Annotated in this window: 23 protein-coding genes; 9 read left to right on the forward strand and 14 right to left on the reverse strand. The window is 62.9% G+C overall.

From position 1 onward, the window contains the following. The first annotated feature begins 12 nt into the window (after positions 1-12). Entirely contained in the window at positions 13-375 is a 363-nt protein-coding gene (locus P3G66_RS20550) for an RNHCP domain-containing protein (protein WP_276117057.1), read from the forward strand. A gap of 11 nt (positions 376-386) precedes the next feature. Further along, entirely contained in the window at positions 387-806 is a 420-nt protein-coding gene (locus P3G66_RS20555; RefSeq protein ID WP_054187804.1) for an RNHCP domain-containing protein, read from the forward strand. On the opposite strand, the gene P3G66_RS20560 is transcribed toward P3G66_RS20555, so the two are convergent. From P3G66_RS20560 to mdo, 4 genes are all read right to left on the reverse strand, one after another. After that, positions 795-1,142 (reverse strand): hypothetical protein, encoded by a 348-nt coding sequence (locus P3G66_RS20560; protein ID WP_047268921.1) that lies wholly within the window; start codon positions 1,140-1,142, stop codon positions 795-797. The genes P3G66_RS20555 and P3G66_RS20560 overlap by 12 nt on opposite strands. 56 nt (positions 1,143-1,198) lie before the next feature. Continuing rightward, the gene (locus tag P3G66_RS20565) at positions 1,199-2,722 is read right to left on the reverse strand and encodes a VWA domain-containing protein (protein WP_276117058.1); all 1,524 of its coding nucleotides are present in this window, start codon (positions 2,720-2,722) and stop codon (positions 1,199-1,201) included. Further along, the gene (locus tag P3G66_RS20570) at positions 2,719-3,801 is read right to left on the reverse strand and encodes a MoxR family ATPase (RefSeq protein WP_054187807.1); all 1,083 of its coding nucleotides are present in this window, start codon (positions 3,799-3,801) and stop codon (positions 2,719-2,721) included. Before P3G66_RS20570 ends, P3G66_RS20565 begins: the two co-directional genes overlap by 4 nt. Before the next feature lie 86 nt (positions 3,802-3,887). After that, entirely contained in the window at positions 3,888-5,162 is a 1,275-nt protein-coding gene (mdo, locus tag P3G66_RS20575) for an NDMA-dependent methanol dehydrogenase (protein ID WP_003942095.1), read from the reverse strand. Positions 5,163-5,523: 361 nt separating this feature from the next. Between mdo and P3G66_RS20580 the strand changes: the two genes are divergently transcribed. Continuing rightward, positions 5,524-6,579 carry a ferredoxin--NADP reductase gene (locus P3G66_RS20580; protein ID WP_003941851.1) on the forward strand — a complete coding sequence of 352 codons (1,056 nt, stop codon included), beginning with the start codon at positions 5,524-5,526 and terminating at the stop codon, positions 6,577-6,579. Here P3G66_RS20580 and P3G66_RS20585 read toward each other — a convergent pair. Together P3G66_RS20585 and P3G66_RS20590 are read right to left on the reverse strand one after the other, a co-directional pair. Then, a complete protein-coding gene (locus P3G66_RS20585; RefSeq protein WP_276117059.1) occupies positions 6,551-7,867 on the reverse strand; it encodes a glycosyltransferase 87 family protein in 1,317 nt (438 codons plus the stop codon). The genes P3G66_RS20580 and P3G66_RS20585 overlap by 29 nt on opposite strands. A 38-nt stretch (positions 7,868-7,905) precedes the next feature. Then, positions 7,906-8,643 (reverse strand): DNA alkylation repair protein, encoded by a 738-nt coding sequence (locus P3G66_RS20590; protein ID WP_276117060.1) that lies wholly within the window; start codon positions 8,641-8,643, stop codon positions 7,906-7,908. 361 nt (positions 8,644-9,004) lie between these two features. Between P3G66_RS20590 and P3G66_RS20595 the strand changes: the two genes are divergently transcribed. Continuing rightward, positions 9,005-9,373, forward strand: coding sequence for an SPW repeat protein (locus tag P3G66_RS20595; RefSeq protein ID WP_003941901.1), 369 nt, complete (start codon positions 9,005-9,007; stop codon positions 9,371-9,373). Positions 9,374-9,444: 71 nt separating this feature from the next. On the opposite strand, the gene P3G66_RS20600 is transcribed toward P3G66_RS20595, so the two are convergent. Together P3G66_RS20600 and P3G66_RS20605 are read right to left on the reverse strand one after the other, a co-directional pair. Next, positions 9,445-10,209: an aspartate/glutamate racemase family protein gene (locus P3G66_RS20600; RefSeq protein WP_003941981.1), complete on the reverse strand. Its 765-nt coding sequence runs from the start codon at positions 10,207-10,209 to the stop codon at positions 9,445-9,447. A gap of 42 nt (positions 10,210-10,251) precedes the next feature. Beyond that, a complete protein-coding gene (locus P3G66_RS20605) occupies positions 10,252-11,430 on the reverse strand; it encodes an FAD/NAD(P)-binding oxidoreductase (protein WP_276117104.1) in 1,179 nt (392 codons plus the stop codon). Between the two features lie 184 nt (positions 11,431-11,614). Between P3G66_RS20605 and P3G66_RS20610 the strand changes: the two genes are divergently transcribed. Genes P3G66_RS20610 through P3G66_RS20630 form a run of 5 tightly spaced genes read left to right on the forward strand, consistent with a single transcriptional unit; the run spans position 11,615 to position 14,158 of the window. Beyond that, entirely contained in the window at positions 11,615-12,082 is a 468-nt protein-coding gene (locus P3G66_RS20610; RefSeq protein ID WP_003941912.1) for an Asp23/Gls24 family envelope stress response protein, read from the forward strand. Beyond that, positions 12,079-12,456, forward strand: coding sequence for a hypothetical protein (locus P3G66_RS20615; protein WP_003941945.1), 378 nt, complete (start codon positions 12,079-12,081; stop codon positions 12,454-12,456). The genes P3G66_RS20610 and P3G66_RS20615 overlap by 4 nt, the downstream gene beginning before the upstream one ends. A 1-nt stretch (position 12,457) precedes the next feature. Further along, positions 12,458-12,637, forward strand: coding sequence for a hypothetical protein (locus P3G66_RS20620; RefSeq protein ID WP_003942043.1), 180 nt, complete (start codon positions 12,458-12,460; stop codon positions 12,635-12,637). Beyond that, the gene (locus tag P3G66_RS20625; protein ID WP_007728390.1) at positions 12,624-13,598 is read left to right on the forward strand and encodes a DUF6286 domain-containing protein; all 975 of its coding nucleotides are present in this window, start codon (positions 12,624-12,626) and stop codon (positions 13,596-13,598) included. The genes P3G66_RS20620 and P3G66_RS20625 overlap by 14 nt, the downstream gene beginning before the upstream one ends. Continuing rightward, positions 13,595-14,158: a hypothetical protein gene (locus P3G66_RS20630; protein WP_003942084.1), complete on the forward strand. Its 564-nt coding sequence runs from the start codon at positions 13,595-13,597 to the stop codon at positions 14,156-14,158. The genes P3G66_RS20625 and P3G66_RS20630 overlap by 4 nt, the downstream gene beginning before the upstream one ends. A 137-nt stretch (positions 14,159-14,295) precedes the next feature. Here P3G66_RS20630 and tuf read toward each other — a convergent pair whose 3' ends face one another. The 6 genes from tuf to P3G66_RS20660 all read right to left on the reverse strand — a co-directional run bounded on the left by tuf (position 14,296) and on the right by P3G66_RS20660 (position 20,259). After that, positions 14,296-15,486 carry an elongation factor Tu gene (tuf, locus tag P3G66_RS20635; protein ID WP_003941926.1) on the reverse strand — a complete coding sequence of 397 codons (1,191 nt, stop codon included), beginning with the start codon at positions 15,484-15,486 and terminating at the stop codon, positions 14,296-14,298. A gap of 125 nt (positions 15,487-15,611) precedes the next feature. Next, positions 15,612-17,714, reverse strand: a complete 2,103-nt coding sequence (gene fusA / locus P3G66_RS20640) for an elongation factor G (RefSeq protein WP_007728394.1) — start codon at positions 17,712-17,714, stop codon at positions 15,612-15,614. A 200-nt stretch (positions 17,715-17,914) separates the two neighbouring features. Beyond that, on the reverse strand, positions 17,915-18,385 hold the full coding sequence (gene rpsG, locus P3G66_RS20645) for a 30S ribosomal protein S7 (protein ID WP_003941856.1): 471 nt from the start codon (positions 18,383-18,385) through the stop codon (positions 17,915-17,917). Next, the gene (gene rpsL, locus P3G66_RS20650; protein ID WP_003941908.1) at positions 18,385-18,759 is read right to left on the reverse strand and encodes a 30S ribosomal protein S12; all 375 of its coding nucleotides are present in this window, start codon (positions 18,757-18,759) and stop codon (positions 18,385-18,387) included. Before rpsL ends, rpsG begins: the two co-directional genes overlap by 1 nt. Before the next feature lie 409 nt (positions 18,760-19,168). Next, the gene (locus P3G66_RS20655) at positions 19,169-19,714 is read right to left on the reverse strand and encodes a DUF3558 domain-containing protein (RefSeq protein WP_003942022.1); all 546 of its coding nucleotides are present in this window, start codon (positions 19,712-19,714) and stop codon (positions 19,169-19,171) included. Further along, positions 19,711-20,259 carry a DUF3558 domain-containing protein gene (locus P3G66_RS20660; protein WP_003941874.1) on the reverse strand — a complete coding sequence of 183 codons (549 nt, stop codon included), beginning with the start codon at positions 20,257-20,259 and terminating at the stop codon, positions 19,711-19,713. The genes P3G66_RS20655 and P3G66_RS20660 overlap by 4 nt, the downstream gene beginning before the upstream one ends. Positions 20,260-20,304 lie beyond the last annotated feature (45 nt).

The raw sequence follows: 20,304 nt of genomic DNA on the forward strand, positions 1-20,304 counted from the left end.
AGGAGTTCTCCAGTGCCTCAATCACACAATTCCATCTCGAAAACCGACACCTTCTCGTGCATTCAGTGCGGACTCACAGTCATGACGTACGGCCCCGATGGCGATCGCCGAAACCACTGCCCCAGTTGCCTGCATTCCCGACACCTGTTCGACCAGGTGGAAGGTGGACCGTCGGACTGCGGAATGCGGATGGCTCCCATTTCGATCGCAGTACTGCGCAGTGGCGATTGGATGATCATCCACCGCTGCGCACAGTGCCTCGAGCTCACCTCCAACCCCGTCAGCCGAGACGACAACCAGTTGTTGTTGTTGAGAATGGCAGTGCGGCCGCTCGCGCAACCGCCCTTCCCGCTCGAAGCCTTCGGCGACTTGTGAGGGGGAATCAGATGCCACGTAGGAATCCCAGCACCCGCGCGCGGCGGGCACCGCAACGGGCCAAGCACGTACTGCACGGAATCGGCGGAGAACAGGGATCGAGCTTCCGTTGTCTCACATGCCGTTTGGACATCTCCACTGCGGCGCCGGGTACCGCTCATCGGAACCACTGCCCGAACTGTCTGGCCAGCCGCCACGTGGACGGTCGCGTTCCGGGCGACCGAGCACAACAGTGCCGAGGTGCCATGGCGGCGCTCTGCCTGTCGGTCCGGCAAGACGGTGAATGGATGCTCGTTCACCAGTGTGTCGAGTGCAATACGTTGAAAGTCAACAGGATTGCCGGCGACGACAACGTCTTGGTCCTGCTGCGCTTGGCGCTACGTCCGTTGGCAGACCCTCGCCTGCGCTCGCGAGCGTTGCTAGCGCTCTGATGATTCGTCCGGTGCAATCGTGCGGTTCTGCGCACGATTACACCGGACGAACACCACGAACACGATCCCGGCGAGCAAGCCGACCGCCGTCGGTCCGAGGACCAGTCCCGAGTACAGCCACGGGGCAGGTTCTGCCGGAAAGAGGTCCATGAATCCGGGTCCGGTGTATGTCGGTTCGGAAAACGGCTCCCGATAGGATCCTCCGGTGAGAATGTGCGGTGACGCCAACGACTTCCACCACCACTGAAACACGCCGAGCGCCACAACCCCACACACGGCGCCGAGCACTGTCAGCGCCGCGATCGGTCGCCAGATCGATCCCCTGATTTCGGACATGAGATCAAACTAGTTCACGACAGATCGCGCAGTGACATCGGTGAAGTGCACTGACATCAGCGAAGTGCGTGCCCCAACTCGGCGGCCTTTGCCATCAGTTGCGCGGCATCTCGGGCAACAACAACCTCGTCGCAGATCTCCGAATACTCCGGCATCGCGCACGACGCCTGGTTCCAGTAACGCTGTGGTTCAGGCGTGATCCATGCCAGACGGTGGACCTTTCGGCGGAGTTCCTCGAGCTTGTCCGCCTGCGGGGGCAACCCGTTGCACCGACCGTCGCCCACGATGATGACAGACGTCCGTGAGTTCAAGGTGTTTCCGTGCTCGTCCAACAATTCTGTGAGCACCCGCCCGTAATCGCTGCTGGCTTCCAGATCCAGACCCGGGTGCGCGAGTACCGCGGCCAGTGCGCCGTCACCACTACTGGCGAGAAGGGTGTCGGTCACGTCGACCGGACGATCGACGAAGGCGAGGACTTCACAACGATCTGCTCGGCGATGCATTGCCTGAGCCAAGCGCAGAGTGAACGCGGTGATGGGGCGCACGGACAGCGACACGTCGGCGATGAGAAGTAGTCGAACACGATCGGGGCGAGGAGCTTTCACGACCAGATGGAAGGGAATTCCGTCGGTGCGCAGACTCGAACGCACCGTGCGTCGCATGTCGAGATGCCCACGAGAGCGCTCACGGGGCCGAGGTCTGGACGGTCCTCTCATCCGCCGAAGCACTTCGTGGCACGCGAGTTCGATGTCGTTGTGCGTTGCGCCCGCGGCAGATTCACTGTCGGGCGCATCGGGAGCGGTTTCGGCGAGTGCAGCTGCCGAGAGTGCTTGCACGAACGCTTCGACCGCCTCGACGAGCCGGTTCAATTGTGCTTGCGTCAACGGCCCGTCGTCGGAGACATCTGCATACGCTTTGCTCGGGTCGTAGGCATCCAACCAGGCGAGGATCGACGTCGGATCGTCCCAGGACAGCGAGCCGACCACTGCTGCAGCAACACTGGTGCTCAGGTCACCGACCACCGCCGACGCTGCACGGTCCACGTCGACCGTGTAACTGACTCCGCGTCGACCGGTCTCCGAACCGGTATCGACCGACAGTTCGGCATCGCTCGACGTCATCGACACATCGTCGTCGTCCTTGTGCGGGTTGAAGCCCTTCTCCGCTTCCGGAGTGTCGAAGTAGTCGCCGACCTCGGCCGCACGCTCGTTGTACTCGGCGTACCGACCAACTTCTTGATCCTCGTTGATCCCCAGCGCGGTAGGTAGACCGTCCGCCACCTCGGCGCGCGAACCCATCCGCTCGCCGTGCGCTTTGCCTGCGGCAGGCCGGAACAGCGCGTCGAACGCCCGATCGAAACCGGCCTGCTCGTGAGAGTACTTGGCGCACACTGCCCGAAGACATGCTCGCAACGTCTCACGATCCGAAGCGCCGACCATCGCGAGAACACGCCGAACTTCGATGACCTCGGCCGGTGACGCGGAAACTCCGGCCGCCCTCAGCAATCGGCCGAAACTCGCGGACACCACGTCGAGAACAAACGACGGTTGCCACACAGCAAGGCCACCGAGCGTCGTCATCGCGTCGAACGGATTCCGCTGCCGCCGCGGATTCCCTGTTGATGTGGGTCACGCCCACCCGTGCCCCGGAACACGGCCGTCGTCGTGTTGGCGGGTTTGCTTGCCACCGTGGACCGCTCGATCGGCTCGCCGCCGTCACGCGACGGTGATTCGAGACGCTTTCCGTCGAATCGTTCCTTGGCCAGCGTCACATCGGACGAGTACTTGAGCAACGCCGTGAGCAGGATGTCGCGCACCTTGGCGTCGGAAGCGGTGTCGAATCCGCCGGCCGCGAGCACTGTTGCCGCCCTGGCCGCGTCGATGACCTCCGAGATGGACGGACTCTTGCGCAGCGGGAGGTCACGCAGGATGCGAGCCAATTCGACGACCTCGGTGGCCGTAGCCGAATCCACCTCCGGCGCTCGGGCCGTGACGATCTCGCGTTCACGCTCCGACGTCGGATAGCCGAGATGGTAATGCAGACATCGACGCTTGAGTGCGGGCGAGAGCTCGCGGGTGTCGTTGGACGTCAGAATGACCCAGGGCTGCGAGCGGGCAACGAACGTACCGACCTCGGGAATGGTGACCTGCTGTTCGGCGAGAATCTCCAGGAGCAGTGCTTCCATCGACTCCTCGGTGCGGTCCACCTCGTCGACCAGAAGTACTACCGGATCGGGTGAGAGGATTGCTTCGAGCAGCGGCCGTACGGACAGGAAGTTCTCGGAGTACAAACCGAAATCCTGATCGGCCAGAAACTTGGACGCTTCGGCGACGCTGTCGAATTCGGAAACCTGATCGCTGATCCGGTCGCGGAGCATCTGCACGTGCAGGAGTTGCTTCGCGTAGTCCCATTCGTACAGGGCGCGATTGTCGTCCAGCCCTTCGTAGCACTGCAATCGCACCAGTTTGCGGCCGCCGATCGCAGCCAGAGACTTCGCCAGTTCCGTCTTGCCGACACCGGCCGGACCTTCGAGCAGGAGCGGACGCCCCAGCGCCGTCGCCAGATGAACGACTACCGCGAACTCGTCATCGGCAATGTAGTCCTGCTCTCGCAGAGCATCTTTCACTTCGATTCCGCTGGAGAAACTGCGACCGGACATGGAATACCTTTCGATAGGGGCACAGCCCATGTGCGCCTTTTTGGTAGTGCGGGCTACCAAAAAGGCGCACGGGGCCGAAGGCCCTGCTAGAAGTACGACTTGTTGATCGCGTGATCGACAACCGGGATCATCGACTCCACGGTGACCTCACGGGGATTGCCCGGGGTGCACCAGTCGTCCTGAATGTGCTCGGAGATGGCGCGCACAGTCTTCTCGTCACCCTTGATGACATCACCACGGCCCTCGTACTTCTTGGTGTTCATCTGGTTCTTCGCGTACGAGTCGGTGCGAACCTGACCGAAGTTGTCGGGGATACCGACGTCCTTGGCCAGACGGATGGCAGCCTCGACGGCAGCATCCGCGGCCTGAACTGTGGTGAGGTTGCGAGTGTCGACACCGAGTGCGCCGGCCAACTGGGCGTAGCGCTCATAGCGCGAAGGCAGGTTGTACTCCCACACACGCGGCAACGCGATGGCGTTGTTCAAACCGTGGTGGCTGTCGAAGAAGGCACTGACCGCGTGCGAGATCGAGTGAACGATGCCGAGGCCACCGGAGTTGAAGGCCTGCCCGGCAATGTACTGCGCGTTCATCATTCCCTCGCGGGCCTTGAGGTTGCGCGGCTCGAAGACGGCCTCGCGCAGGTTCTTCGCGACCAACTCGACCGAGTAGATCGCGTTACCGAGCGAAGGCGCGAAATCGAGACGAGACACGAAAGGCTCACTGCCGTGCGCGAGTACGTCGAAGCCGCAGTACGCGGTGAAATGCTGAGGGCAGGTGTAGTAGAGCAGCGGATCGTCGATCGCCAGGGTGACGATGGTCGCCTCGTCGAAGCCCACCCACTTGTGCGGGTTGTTCATGTCCGACGTGTCGGTGATCACGTACGCCCACGACGTCTCGGAACCCGTTCCGGCCGTGGTGGATACGGCGATATGGGGCGGGTTCTCCTTGTTGGTGGACTTGGCGAAGCCCTCGAACTCGTTGATGTTGCGACCGTCGTGTGCGATCACGACGCGAGCGCCCTTGGCGGCGTCGTGGCTCGAACCACCGCCGATCGAGATGATCGAGTCGCACTTCTCCTTCTGGTAGAGAGCCGCGGCCTCCATGACGTTGTAGTCCTTGGGATTCGACTCGACCTTGTCGTAGAGCACGACCTCGACACCCTGGTACTCGATCTTGCCGACGAGTTCCTCGATGATGCCCGAACCGCGCAGACCGGTCGTCATCAGAAGGGTGCGCTTGAAGCCGAGGTTCTTGGCCTCCACCCCGATGATGTCGTGAGCGCCCACACCCATCAGGGCGCGAGGGAAGGGGTGGAACTCCTTGATGGGAAAGTCCCAGATCTGGTTGAGCTCGATAGCCATCGGTATCTCCTCAGGGATGTGCACGAATGTGACTGCGGAAGGGATTCGAGCCGATTCTTTGTGACCGGCGTCTCACCTGGTTCCCACTGTGTACCGACAAACAGCCCGTGCACAGACTTCGGCAGCTCAACCGCCCGGACGCCGCTCACGAACCGCCCGTTCGGGCAGGTCGACGCCACCCCGGACTGCCAGGACGGCTGGATCAGACCGCCGTGGTTCCCGCTGATCGGGAACGTGTTGCTCGGCGACTACGATCCCCAGTAGCTTTTCATCACTGCTAACATTGAACTAGAACACGTTCTAGATGTTGCACTTCACTGACCTGCGCTTTACCCAGCTTCACGAGAGGACTAGCTTCGCGATGACGACAGTCGAGGTACCGCACAGCTCGCGATCGGCGGTACTCACCGTGTCCGGAGTCATCGAAGAGACTTCCGACGCCCGGTCGCTGGTGTTCGAGATTCCCGCAGAACTGAAGGACAAGTTCGACTACAAGCCAGGTCAATTCCTGACCCTGCGCATCCCGAGTGATCAGACCGGCTCGGTCGCACGCTGCTACTCGCTGGCCAGTTCACCCTTCACCGACGACGCCCCCAAGGTGACCGTCAAGCGAACCGTCGACGGCTACGGCTCCAACTGGTTGTGCGACAAGCTCCAGGTCGGCGACACGATCGAAGTGCTGCCGCCGTCAGGTGTCTTCACGCCCAAGTCGCTCGATCACGACTTCCTGCTCTTCGGTGCAGGCAGCGGTATCACTCCGGTGATCTCGATCCTCAAGTCCGCCCTCACGCAGGGCAGCGGCAACGTCGTGCTCATCTACGCGAATCGCGACGAGAAGTCCGTCATCTTCGGCGCCGAACTTCGCGAATTGGCAGCGCAACACCCCGGCCGCCTCACCGTTGTCCACTGGATCGAAACCGTGCAGGGACTCCCCGCCGTCTCACAGTTGGCGACACTGGCCAAGCCATTTGTCGCGTACGAGGCCTTCATGTGCGGTCCGGGCCCCTTCATGGACGCCGTCCACAAGGCACTGGCAGAGGCCGGCATGCCCCGCACGCAGGTTCACGCCGAGGTCTTCAATTCACTCGCGGGTGACCCGTTCCGTGACGTCGAGGTAGCCGAGGTCTCCGACGAGGAAGCAGCCGACGCCGCAACCGTCGAGGTCGAACTGGACGGTGAAACCCACACCCTCGTCTGGCCGCGCAAGCAGACGCTCGTCGACATCATGCTCGCCAAGGGCCTCGACGTGCCGTACTCCTGCCAGGAAGGCGAGTGCGGGTCGTGTGCCTGCACCGTCACCGAAGGCGAAGTTCAGATGGACAACTCCGAGATCCTCGACGCCGAGGACGTGGCGAACGGCTACATCCTCGGTTGCCAGGCGAAGCCGATCACCGATCACCTGAAGATCGAGTTCTGAACCCTGCTTCGATGCATGACGGCCCCTGATTCCCTGCGGAATCGGGGGCTTTGTCATGTTCGGAGGCTCCCGAGTCATCTTCCGAGTCCCGCCGCGAAACCCACGCAGGCGCCGTTGTGGGCAACCGCCACAGCGCAAGAATCAGCACCAGGGTCACGATCAGGAAGCCCTCACGAAGGAGCAACCCGAACGGCAGCAGGAGCGGCGACGTCTCGATGAACTGCTGTCCCATACTCGGCCCGCAGTAGACGATGGCCAACCCCAGAGCGGCCGCACCGAACTGCAGCGGCGATCGAAGCCGAAAGAGAACCGTGACGGCAGCAGGCACGAGATACACCCAGTGGTGAATCCAGCTGATCGGCGAAAGAATCGGCGCGCTCAATCCGATCACCAACGCCGCATCGACCGCTCGCCCGACGCGATAGACATCTCGGGCGATCCATAGCGCTACCCCCGCGCACAGCACGGTCGACGGCATCGCCAGAGACGCTGTCCATGGGCCCAGCGCAGCAAGTCCGCCCTGCAGCGAACTGTTGCCGGCACTCGCGATCGCCTGCCCGCTCAAATCCACCCGGTCGCTGAGGTTCCAGACGACGTCCGACCAGAAGGTCCAGCTGACGGCCGGGTCCACCACTGCTGCGACGGCGGTCGCCGCGGCAAATCCGATCGAACTCCAGATCGCGAGTCGCCACTGCTTCGTGACGACGAAGTAGACGATGAAGAGAGCCGGAGTCAGCTTGATCGCGGCCGCGACGCCAATCAGCAGTCCTCGCGGAAACCACCGGCCGAATCTCGAATCCTCTCGGCGAGTCACGTCGAGCAGTACGAGCACCATCAGCACCAAGTTCACCTGGCCGAATGAGATGTGCGCACTGACGATGGGGGTCACCGACACGGCCAGGACCAATGCCGCCATGACGAGCGGCCGCCTGGGGACGCGAGCGGGAGTGAACCTCGCAACCGTCCACACCAACGCCGCGATGCACAATCCCGACCACAGCAGATAGGCAGTCCACCAGTCGAAGAGGACAGTCGGCCAGAGGAAGATCACCGCGAACGGGGTGTAGGTGAACGGCATACCCTCGTCGACGATCAACGGGCCGGACAAATTGCCCTCGTAGATCTTCGATCCCGCTGCGAACGCCTGGGCAGCGTAGCGGTAGACGAGAAAATCAACGGGTTCGACGGCTCGAACGGAGTACACGAGATAACACAGAGCTGCGACGCCGGCAGCGATCAGTGAACCGATCGTCACAATTCGAGACGCCTCGACACGGGTGGCGGGCATACCGAGAATCGTCCCACAACCTACCGAGCGGTACTTCGCTAGCGGGCCGCCCGGAAGTGCGCTCGCTCGTCTGCGGTCAGATGTTCGCACGCGTAGCTCAGCGCCGTGCGTCCCATGTCTGCTGCATTCTTCGCGAGGAAACCGGTCAACGAATCCCGGTCCACCCGCTTGCCCACCTCGCGGAGCATCCAGCCCATCGCTTTCTGGGTCAGGTCTCGTCGATCACCCAGCACCTGCGCGGCAAGCTCGAGCGTGGTCGACCCGTCGCCGCGAGTGATGAATCCGTACGTCGTCAGCAGCGCCACCCGTCGTCGCCACAGGTCACCCGAATCGGAAAGCTCGAAGATCAGCCGGCGATCTCGGTCGTACAGCCAGCCGCCGAGGATCTGTCCGGCGGACGAATCCACGAGATCCCAATTGTTCACCCGCCCGTCCTCGACAGCGCTGAGATAGAAGTCGGCGATGCGGGCGCGACTCTCGTCGTCGAAAAATTTTGGGCGACTGATCTTTTCGAATCGAGCAACCAGGATCAACAGACCGGCCAAGCGATGCTCGTGGACGTCGCTGTCGAGAAGGAGGCGTACCTGAGGCAACTCGAGACCGACGTGCTTCTTCACCACCGAACGCGTCTTCGGTACTCGCACGCCGATGAAGACGTCACCCTCGCCGTACTCCCCCGGCGCTGTCTTGAAGAACTTCTGTAGCTGGACGGCATCCGCGGGATCCGCGAGGTCGGCCAACTGTTCGATCACGTCCTGGGCACTCGATTGCGTCACCCCAGAACCTTCTCACGGGTCGTCTGTGCGGACTCTTCGATTCTCTCAGCGTCCTCACACCGTGTGCCCTGCTCGGCCACAGGTCGGCAGACGACACTCGAGGACAGTCAGTGAAAGGACCACCTATGATCACCGCCGCTATCGCATTCACCACTCTCACCCTCATGGCACTCTCGGGACATATCGCGGCCAGCGCTCCGCGCGGGCTCGTGGCAATCCGGACGAATAGTCACAAATCTTGATATTCGAGCCTCCACATCGCCTCTAACTGCAACGCGAATGCAATTGGCGGAGAGTTGATCTCGATCTGCCGCGGGCGTGTACTACAGGTGGACACACTCTCGTCTTTGGAGGTCTCGTCATGAAGTCGTGGAATCGAATGCAAGATGCCGTCGCGGTGGTTCTCGGCGTCTTTGCGGCTCTCTCGCCGATGTGGCTCGACACCACCGATCGGGCAATGTGGTCACTCGTCGTCCTGGGTGTCCTGGTTGCACTGTCGGGTCTGGCGCACATGGCACGTCCGGACATGGCCATGGCGGATTACGCGATGGGCGTTTTCGGCGTCTTGATGTTCATTTCACCCTGGGTCATGAGCTTCGACGCTCTACGCGGTGCGTCGTGGACGGCCTGGGTGGTCGGGGTCCTGACCGTTGTGGTCGCGGTGAGTGCGATGCCGGTGATGAGTGCGCGGATGCATCACGGGGGTCACGGCGGCGTAGCCGCACATTGACGGAGCGGCGTAGCCGCCCATTGACAGAGCGGAGTAGCTGCCCGTTGATGAATGGCTGAATACAGGTTGGATCAGGCTTTGATCGCGCCCAACAACCGCCCGGCGTCGAAGGCTTCGGCGCTGGGCGGTAGCGCGCCCGGACGACCACTCACGAAAACCTCGACCGTTCCCGATCCTTCACCCGCGTCACCGAGCCCGTCAATCCGCCGCAGGGTCTGTCGTGCAACGGCTTCGGCACTGTCGAAGAGTGTGACGCCGGCGGGTAGCCGCGCTGCGATTTCGTCCGCGAGCAGTGGGTAGTGCGTGCAGCCGAGGACAACGCCGTTGACGTCGTCCGGCGTCCGGGCCACTGCGGATTCGATGGCTGCAAGTGCGGCTGCACGATCACCGAGGTCTATCGAATCGGCCAGGCCGTGGCACGGCACCCCGACGACCTTGGCGCCGTTGCCGAACTGTTCGATCAGATCGGCTTGGTACCGGCTGGCAGTCGTCGCGGCGGTAGCCCAGATCGCCACTGAATCGCACGCGGCTGCCGCGGGCTTGATCGCGGGCACCGTTCCGATGACCGGCACCCCCGGTCCGACCAGTTCGCGGACGTGTGGGAGAGCGGTGACGCTCGCGGTATTGCATGGAAGAACGATGACCTGAGCCCCACGATCGAGGCTCCGCCGCACCGCACCGAGTACCCGGTCGACGACCCACGGCTCGGGCTTGGGTCCCCAAGGGGCGCCGTCCGGATCGAGGGACAGCACAAGATCGAGATCCGGGCGCAGGCGTCTGAGCCACGCAGAGGTAGGGAGCAGGCCCAGTCCCGAGTCGATGAGTGCAACGATCACCGCACAAATCTATCGCCTCGGAACCGGTCCTGCCTCATCCGTTCAGGCCGGTGTGGACTCCAACACGTCCGAGATGGGCGTGCCGGCTGCGATCTTCGCGCGCATCTTCATCACAGCTCCCGCGCTACCGCCACCGACGACAGCTGCCAGCACACCGTCGCGCTCGTAGTAGGCGACGAACTTTCGGCCGTCGTCCTTCACGATGTGAACGGTGTCCGTGGGTGCGACGGTCCCCAATGCCTGGATCTTGACGTCGTACTGATCGCTCCAGAAGTACGGAACCTGCGACGGCGCATCCGGATCACCCGTTCCGGTGATCGCTCCCGCCAGGATCTTGGCCTGGTCCCCAGCATTGGTCCAGTGTTCGACACGCTTGCGTCGATCTCCGATCTGCCAGGACGCGACGTCACCGACCGCCCAGACGTGTTCGGCGCTGGTGCGGCCGACGCCGTCGCAGAGCACTCCGTTGTCGAGTTCGATCCCCGAACCGTCGAGCCATCCCGTGACCGGCACAGAACCGACTCCGATCGCGACCACGTCGACCGGGATTTCCGAACCGTCGCTCAAGGTCGCAGCGGCAACCGCTCCGTCGCCGGACAACGAGGTCAAGCCCGTACCGACTCGGACGTCGATGCCCTCGTTCCGATGCAGACGTTCGACGAGGGCGCCGACGGTGGGGCCGAGCACCGACGCCAGCGGCGTCGGCTGGGGTTCGAGCAACACGACGTCGACGCCGTGAGACTTCATGCTCGCGGCCAGTTCGCAGCCGATGAAGCCGGCCCCGACGATCAGCGCACGCTTACCGGGAGCAAGGTCGGCGCGGAGGGCCAACGCTTCCTCGATGGAGCGCAGAACGTGCACTCCGGACAACTCCGGAAGGCCGGCGATGCGACGCGGAGTCAGTCCGGTCGCGATGACCAACTCGTCGTAGTCCAGGGTGGATCCGTCGGCGAACGCCACCGACTTGGCGACCGTGTCCACCGAAGTTGCCGGCGAACCGAGCTTGAGATCGACCTTGTTCTCGACGTAGAACTCGGCCGGACGCAAGGTCGTCTCGTCCTTGTCGCCGCGGATCACTTCCTTCGACAACGGAGGCCTGTCGTAGGGCAGATGCGTTTCCCCACCCGCGAGCGTCAATTCACCTTCGAAACCAGCTCGTCGCAGTTCCTCGACGGTCCGCAGTCCCGACAAACCCGCACCCACGATCACTATCCGTGCCACCACGTACCACCCTGTCCGACCCACGTCACTTGCAGCGCTCACTATGAACGCCGTCACTATTTGCCTCCGACTCTGCCATACCAAATGCCGGAGTAGGTGTGGTGCATCCCGCATGGTCACCTACCAGTCACTACAGTTGGAGGTACTTCAGACGCACGCACTGACACATGAGCAGGGAGCCCCCATGACCAGCGATTCCAGTGAAAAGAACAGCGTCCGATTCGGCGCCGACGGTGGCGCGGAACTAGTCAGCACCCAGGGTAAGACGATCATCGCCGACGCCGTGGTCGCCAAGATCGCCGGTATCGCGACCCGCGAGATCAACGGCGTGTACGACGTCGGCGGGGGCACAGCGCGTGCGGTGGGGGCACTTCGCGACCGCATACCGGGCGCCCGCGTCAACCATGCCCAGGGTGTGGCGGTGGAGGTAGGCGAGAAACAAGCCGCCATCGACATCGGCATTGTCGCCGAGTACGGCGTCGCACTCCACGAACTGGCGGTAGGTATCCGCCGCAACGTCATTGCCGCAGTGGAAAGCATGACGGGTCTCGAGGTCACCGAGGTCAACATCACCGTCTTCGACGTCATGCTCTTCGAGGATGCAGAGAGCGGCGGCAGTACCGATCCGGAAGCCAAGCCGAGGGTTCAGTGAGTACCGCCGACGCCGGCCGCGAGATCGACGCGGCCGAGGTAGTCGCCGACGCAGTTCTTGCCATCCCGGAAGTGGCAGATTTGCACGGAGGACAGTTCGGCGAAGTGGGAACCTACCTCCCCGGACGCCGCATAACCGGCGTCGTCGTCGACGAAAACTCTTGTGCTGTACACATTTCCGTTCACTATCCGGCCGACGTTCGCAGCGTCGCCGAACGCGTACGAGCGGTGGTGGCGAGATTGGTCGACGTACCGGTGAACGTGACCGTCGGCGACCTGTCGACAGCGGGATATCTACCCGTTGATTCCGAAAATGCAGTCACCGAGCCTGCCACCGTCACAGACATTGCACCGAACATTCGAGAAGGGAACTGACATGAACAGCACCACCGTCGGACTGCTGGTCGGTCTGCTCCTCGCACTCGCCGGAATCATGGGTGGGTTCAGCGGTTTCGTCTTCGCAGTCCTGCTCGGCGCCGCCGGTATGGCGATCGGAGCACACCGCGACGGACATCTCGACCTCGGCGCGATCCTCCGAAGCCGTGGCCGTGGCTGAGCCGTCCGATCCCAGCGCAGCGGACGATCCTGGCCTACGCGGCTCCTTGGTCATCAAGGACCGTGCGATGGCCAAGATCGCCACGGCCGCAGCGGTGAACGTCCCGGGGGTGGTCCGCCAGTCCGGTGGCTTGACCCGCCTGACCGGACGCGATCTTCCGCGAGCCGACATCTCGATGGGTAGCGACGCCGTCGCGATCAATCTCTTCCTCGCCGTGTCCTGGCCGTGTTCGGTCACCGAGTTGACCGGCCGGGTGCGGACGGAAGTCGGTCGCAGCGTCGAATCGCTGACCGGGCTTCCACTCCACGACATGAACGTGATGATCGCGGCAACCGAGGGTTCTGACGACTCCTGTGTTTCCGGCGTCGAGATCGCGGAGGGCCCGGCACAGCAGGCACTCTCGGATCCGATTCCGCCGCGGGTCCCCTCTGCGAACCCGGCGGCCGCGGTTTCGGCCGTCGTCATCGCGTGTGGTCTACTCGCACTCGCCTTCGTTGTCTCGCGCGAATGGTTCATCAACCGTGGAACTTTCGAATCGGCACCCTGGATCCGAAACTCCGTGGAGTGGACGTCTCGTCTGCACTGGCAACCGTGGCTACTTCCGGTGGCGATCGCTGCCGTTGTCGCGGGTGTTGTCCTGATAATGTCGGCGATCAAACGCCGTGCGAAAACCCATGTCCCACTCGGGAACCCGAGCGCATCGACGGTGTGGATGCGGCCGACTGACATTGCACGTCTGTGCAGTAGCCACGCAGCGGTCGTTCCCGGCGTCGGCTCGGCTCACACCAGCGTCGACCGTAAACACGTCAAGGTTCACATCGAATCGACCGGTGGCGATCGAGCTGAACTTGCCGCAGCCGTCGACGCGGCGGTTCGGCCCCACCTCGCGATACTGCAGCGGCCACTGCAACTTTCGGTTGTCGTGCGAGAAACTGTAGTACGACGAAAGGACGCCTCGTGAACCGTTGGATCTCCGCGGTCGATCGGATCATCGTCCTCATCGTCGGAATCGCACTCCTCGCGGCGGGCGCATACGCCATCGCGTGGGACGCGGGCGCGTCGCTGATTCGAACCTGGGTGTCACGCCTCGATCGGGAGGTCCTCTTCGGCCTTCCGGAGGAGCCGTGGTGGCACTGGGTACTGTCGGGCACCTTCGTCCTCTGTGTCTTCGCCGGTTTCGGGCTGTTGTACCTGAACCTTCGCCGGCGCCGTACGAGCGCAGTCACATTGCGGCACAACGAATCCGGTACCGACGTCAGCGTGGATCTCGGACCCGTCGCAGACGGCGTAGCGGCCGAACTCGCTCAGCTGACCGGCGTGCGGAGCACCAAGAGCAAAGCGACGGTCGATCGCGGATTGCCGACGCTGTCGATTGTCGTCACTGCAGATCCGTCGATCGACGTCGCCGGATTCACCGCTTCGGCCGAACGTATCGCCGGCGCAACCAGGCGCAGCCTCGACGGCTCAACCGTCGCAGTACAGGTTCTGCTGCACCTCGACCGGGTGGAAGCCAACAAGTAAGCAAGAACCACGCAGGCACCCGATCACCGAACACTCGATCACAGGCCAACCGATGGAAGACACAGAAAAGGCGCTCACTCCCCGAAGGGAATGAGCGCCTTTTTCAGTGCTGTGAATCAGCTAGCGAGACAAGAGTCTCACTTGATGATCTTGGCAACCTTGCCGGCGCCGACCGTACGGCCGCCTTCGCGAATTGCGAAGCGCAGGCCCTCGTCCATGGCGACAGGCTGGATCAGCTTGACGGACATCTCGGTGTTGTCACCGGGCATGACCATCTCGGTGCCCTCAGGCAGCGTCACGACGCCCGTAACGTCCGTGGTACGGAAGTAGAACTGCGGGCGGTAGTTGTTGAAGAACGGGGTGTGGCGGCCGCCCTCGTCCTTCGACAGGATGTATGCCTGGCCCTCGAACTCCGTGTGGGGAGTCGTGGTGCCCGGCTTGACGACAACCTGTCCACGCTCGACATCTTCGCGCTTGATGCCACGAACGAGCAGTCCGACGTTGTCGCCGGCCTGGCCCGAGTCGAGCAGCTTGCGGAACATCTCGATACCCGTGACCGTGGTCTTGGTCGAGGTTTCCTTGATGCCGACGATCTCGACCTCTTCGTTGACGTTGACAACGCCACGCTCGATACGACCGGTGACAACGGTGCCACGGCCGGTGATCGTGAAGACGTCCTCGACGGGCATGAGGAAGGGCTTCTCGGTCTCACGAATCGGGTCCGGGATGGACTCGTCGACAGCAGCCATCAGGTCGAGAATGGACTGCGTCCACTTCGGGTCACCCTCGAGTGCCTTGAGTGCCGAGATCGGAATGACGGGGGCTTCCTCGTCGAATTCCTGAGCGGCCAGCAGTTCGCGGACCTCCATCTCGACGAGCTCGAGGATCTCGTCGTCGTCAACCATGTCGGCCTTGTTCAGGGCGACGAGGATGTAAGGAACGCCAACCTGGCGAGCGAGCAGGACATGCTCGCGCGTCTGGGGCATCGGGCCGTCGGTAGCTGCGACGACGAGGATAGCGCCGTCCATCTGAGCTGCGCCGGTGATCATGTTCTTGATGTAGTCGGCGTGACCCGGTGCATCGACGTGCGCGTAGTGGCGCTTTTCCGTCTGGTACTCAACATGCGAGATGTTGATCGTGATGCCACGAGCCTTTTCCTCGGGAGCCTTGTCGATCTGATCGAAGGCCGAAGCCTCGTTCAGGTCGGGGAATGCATCCGCGAGAACCTTGGTGATGGCCGCCGTCGTCGTGGTCTTGCCGTGGTCGACGTGACCAATGGTGCCGATGTTCACGTGCGGCTTCGTCCGCTCGAACTTCGCCTTCGCCACTTTGTGTCCTCCTGGACTGTTGTTGCTTGCCGTATGCAGCAGTGCGGTTGGTTGTTACTAGGTCGTGCTTCGTGCCGGAAGAAACCGAGGTTACTTGCCGGCGCGGGCTGGGGAGCTCGCTGTGCTTACTCGCCCGTCGCCTTGGCGATGATTTCCTTCGAGACGTTCGCGGGAACCTCTGCGTAGGAATCGAACACCATGGAGAAGTTCGCTCGGCCCTGGGTCTTCGACCGCAGGTCACCGATGTAACCGAACATCTCCGAGAGCGGAACCAGCGCCTTCACGACACGGGCACCACTGCGTTCCTCCATGGCCTGGATCTGGCCACGGCGGGAGTTGAGGTCGCCGATCACGTCGCCCATGTACTCCTCGGGCGTTGTGACCTCGACAGCCATGAGCGGCTCGAGAATGACGGGGCCAGCCTTGCGGGCGGCTTCCTTCAGTGCCTGCGAACCGGCAACCTTGAACGCCATTTCCGAGGAGTCGACGTCGTGGTAAGCACCATCGAGCAGCGACAGCTTCAGGTTCACGAGCGGGTAGCCGGCGAGAACACCGTACTGCATCGCGTCCTGCGCACCGGCATCCACGGAGGGGATGTACTCGCGCGGGATACGTCCGCCGGAGACCTTGTTCTCGAACTCGTAGGTAGCACCGTCTTCGCCCACGAAAGGCTCCAGAGCGATGATGACCTTTGCGAACTGGCCCGAGCCACCCGTCTGCTTCTTGTGGGTGTAGTCGTGCTTCTCGACCTTCTTGGTGATGGTCTCGCGGTACGCAACCTGCGGCTTACCGACGTTCGCCTCGACCTTGAACTCGCGACGCATGCGGTCGACGAGGATGTCGAGGTGGAGCTCGCCCATACCGCCGATGACGGTCTGACCGGTCTCTTCGTCGAGCTCGACCGAGAAGGTCGGGTCCTCTTCGGCGAGCTTCTGGATCGCGACGCCCAGCTTTTCCTGGTCGGACTTGGTCTTGGGCTCGATGGAGACCTGGATGACCGGCGCGGGGAACGACATCGACTCGAGGACGATGGGGCTCGCCTGATCGCACAAGGTGTCACCGGTGGTGGTGTCCTTGAGGCCGATCATTGCGTAGATGTGGCCGGCTACGGCCTCGTCTACCGGGTTCTCCTTGTTGGCGTGCATCTGGAAGAGCTTTCCGATGCGCTCCTTCTTGCCCTTGGTTGCGTTGAGCACCTGAGCACCCGGATCGATACGACCCGAGTACACGCGGACGAAGGTCAGCTTGCCGAAGAACGGGTGAGCAGCGATCTTGAAGGCGAGAGCCGAGAACGGCTCGTCCTTGCTCGGCTTGCGAGTGATCTCTACTTCTTCGTCACCGAGCTTGTGGCCGATGACCTCGCCGATGTCCAGCGGGTTCGGAAGGTAGTCGATGACAGCGTCGAGCATGGGCTGAACGCCCTTGTTCTTGAACGCGGAGCCACAGAGAACCGGGTACAGCTCGGAGGCGACCGTCATCTTGCGGATGGCGCCCTTGATCTCCTCGATGGTGAGCTCTTCGCCGCCGAAGTACTTCTCCATGAGAGCTTCGTCGGACTCTGCAACCGTCTCGAGCAGCTTCTCGCGGTACTCGGCAGCCTTCTCGACGAGATCCGCGGGGATCTCCTCGATGGTCGGAGCGGTTCCCGTCGGGACCACGCCGCGCCAGGTGATGGCCTTCATCTCGACCAGGTCGACGACGCCGTCGAAGTCGTCCTCAGCGCCGATGGGCAGCTGGAGAACGAGCGGCTTCGCGCCCAAGCGGTCGATGATGGTCTGGACTGTGAAGTAGAAGTCCGCGCCCATCTTGTCCATCTTGTTGACGAAGCAGATGCGCGGAACGTCGTACTTGGCAGCCTGACGCCAAACCTGCTCGGACTGCGGCTCGACACCCTCTTTACCGTCGAAGACAGCAACTGCGCCGTCGAGCACGCGCAGCGACCGCTCCACCTCGACCGTGAAGTCGACGTGGCCGGGGGTGTCGATGATGTTGATCTGGTTGTTGTTCCAGAAGCAAGTCACGGCGGCAGACGTGATCGTGATGCCGCGTTCCTTCTCCTGCTCCATCCAGTCCGTCGTCGACGCACCGTCGTGCGTCTCACCGATCTTGTAATTGACACCGGTGTAGAACAGGATGCGCTCGGTGGTGGTGGTCTTGCCGGCATCGATGTGCGCCATGATGCCGATGTTGCGGACCTTGTTCAGGTCAGTCAGCACTTCCTGTGCCACAGGTTTCTTCCCCGCTCGTTGCTTGGTTTTCGGGTGTCGGCCTTATCGGTGTGTTCCACCGTCAGGGCCATGGTCTTTCAATTATGTCTCTGCCGAGGCGAACCTGGCCACCTGCGTCCGGAATCCGTCGCGATGATCAGGCCGCCAACGGCGACAAGCGTCGGAGCCCCACCCGATGGCAGTTGCTCCGACGCTTTACATCACCAGCGGTAGTGGGCGAATGCCTTGTTGGCTTCGGCCATCTTGTGAGTGTCTTCGCGACGCTTCACAGCTGCACCGAGGCCATTGCTGGCATCGAGGAGCTCGTTGGCGAGACGCTCGACCATGGTCTTCTCACGACGTGCACGCGAGAAGGTGACCAGCCAGCGCAGTGCCAGCGTGGTGGAACGACCGGGGCGAACCTCGACCGGCACCTGGTAGGTAGCGCCACCGACGCGGCGGCTACGAACCTCGAGTGCAGGCTTGACGTTGTCCAGGGCGCGCTTGAGGGTGACGACCGGATCGGTGCCGGTCTTCTCGCGTGCCTGCTCGAGAGCCTGGTACACGATTCGCTCTGCGGTGGACTTCTTGCCGTCCAGCAGGATCTTGTTGACGAGCTGCGTCACCAACGGGGAACCGTAAACCGGGTCGTTGATGAGCGGGCGCTTCGGAGCGGGGCCCTTACGTGGCATTAGCTCTTCTCCTTCTTGGCGCCGTAGCGGCTGCGTGCCTGCTTGCGACCCTTGACACCCTGGGTGTCGAGGGAGCCGCGGATGATCTTGTAACGGACACCCGGGAGGTCCTTCACACGACCGCCACGGACGAGCACCATGGAGTGCTCCTGAAGGTTGTGACCTTCACCGGGGATGTACGCGGTGACCTCGACCGAAGTCGTGAGGCGAACACGTGCGACCTTACGGAGCGCGGAGTTCGGCTTCTTGGGGGTGGTGGTGTACACGCGAGTGCACACGCCACGACGCTGCGGGCTGCCCTTGAGGGCTGCCGTCTTGACCTTGGCGGTCTTGTCGCGGCGACCCTTGCGGACCAGCTGGTTGATGGTTGGCATTTACCGGCTTTCTTGTGACGAACAGACTGCTCGAGCGAACTCGGGCCGTTCGAAAACGTGGCTGTTCTGAAATTAGGGATCTAGCAGTTGGAGCAAGAGAGCTGCTGCTCCTCACCCACCTCAGAGTCTGTACTCAGCACTTTCATGCCGCGCACTGCCCCCGAGGTCGGGCGTGTCGCATACCCCCACACAGGCAGCCGGATGCTCGTTCATCAGCAGTTTCTGCTCGAACGCGCGCACGGCAATACCTAGCTAGGCACACAGATCGGCCCGGGCATGCCGGACACGACCCATAACGATACCTGTCGGCGCGCCACGAGGTCAAAGCGAGGCCACGGTGATAGTGACCTCACGCTCTGACCAGACACTCTGGCTGCACACTCAGACCACGCAGCCGGACCGGTCGCGATCAGATGCTGCGGTTCAACGTCAACGCGCCGAGCTTTGCCGCAGCTTCGCACGGATCCGCGCCGCCCTGCGGCTCGGTGACCCACCAACCGAACACTCCCCCGGCCGGTGCGCTCGCGCTCACCCCGCAGCTCTGCGGATCGGCCGGCTGGCGAACCTGGTACCCGCCACTGCCGTTGATGTCGATTTTCGCCACCACGTATCCCAGGTGCTCGAATGCAGCGCGCTCGTGATCTAGGGTGCCCGTCTCGAACCAGTTGAAGGTGATCTTGATCGGACCCGCAGCTCCGATGCCGTCCCAACGGCAGATAGCGCCGAAGAACCCACGCCCGACGGCGTCGGCACCCACGGCACCGGCGATCTGCTCGTCGGTGACGGCTTCGCATTCTTGGAGGACGTTCGCGAATTCCTGGCTGTCACTACCGCCGTAGCTGCCCTCCGCACGGGGAGTCCCGGTGACCACCGAGCCGCAGCCTGTCAGCAGAACCAGCGACCCCGCCAAGGCGAGTCCGATCCTTATGCGCTTCACGGCACCCTCGAACTTCACTGTGCCCTCGAAACTGTTTTTTCCATCAGATCCCGCGCCACCGTGCATGGATCCGCGGTCGGTGGCAGCAAGCCGTAGGTGATCGACCAGTGCACGAAGTCTCCGCCGAACGCGATACCCAACTCGCACAACGAACCTGCCGTGGACGCGATGAAGCCTTGATGACCGCCGATCGTGATGTCGTCGGCAGGACGTCCGAGCAGGTCGGACCCGGCCCGTTCGCGGCCGATCGGGCTACCGCGGTACCAGGAGAAACTGACGCTCGGACCGTTCGAACCGGCGACTTCCCACTGGCAACCGACGCCGTTGCGCGTCGTCGTCGCAAAAGCGCCGAGATTGAAGGCGTTGACAACTTCCTCGTCGGTCACCGAGCCGCATTCGGCGAACATCGGGCCCGGATCCGTAGGTGCGAGTGCCTGCGAACCCGCACCGTCGCCCGGCTGATCGACGGACCCGTCGCCGGAGCTGCAGCCGACCACGGCCGAGAGCACGGCAGCCGAGACCAATACCGAAGTCCCGATCGAAGTGAGGGTGCGTGCGGCCATGGAGCCGACTGTACTTCTCGGTGGCCCCCGACACACGCCACGTGC

The sequence above is a fragment of the Rhodococcus sp. C3V genome (genome assembly GCF_029269915.1).
GTDB classification, from domain to species: Bacteria; Actinomycetota; Actinomycetes; order Mycobacteriales; family Mycobacteriaceae; genus Rhodococcus_F; species Rhodococcus_F qingshengii.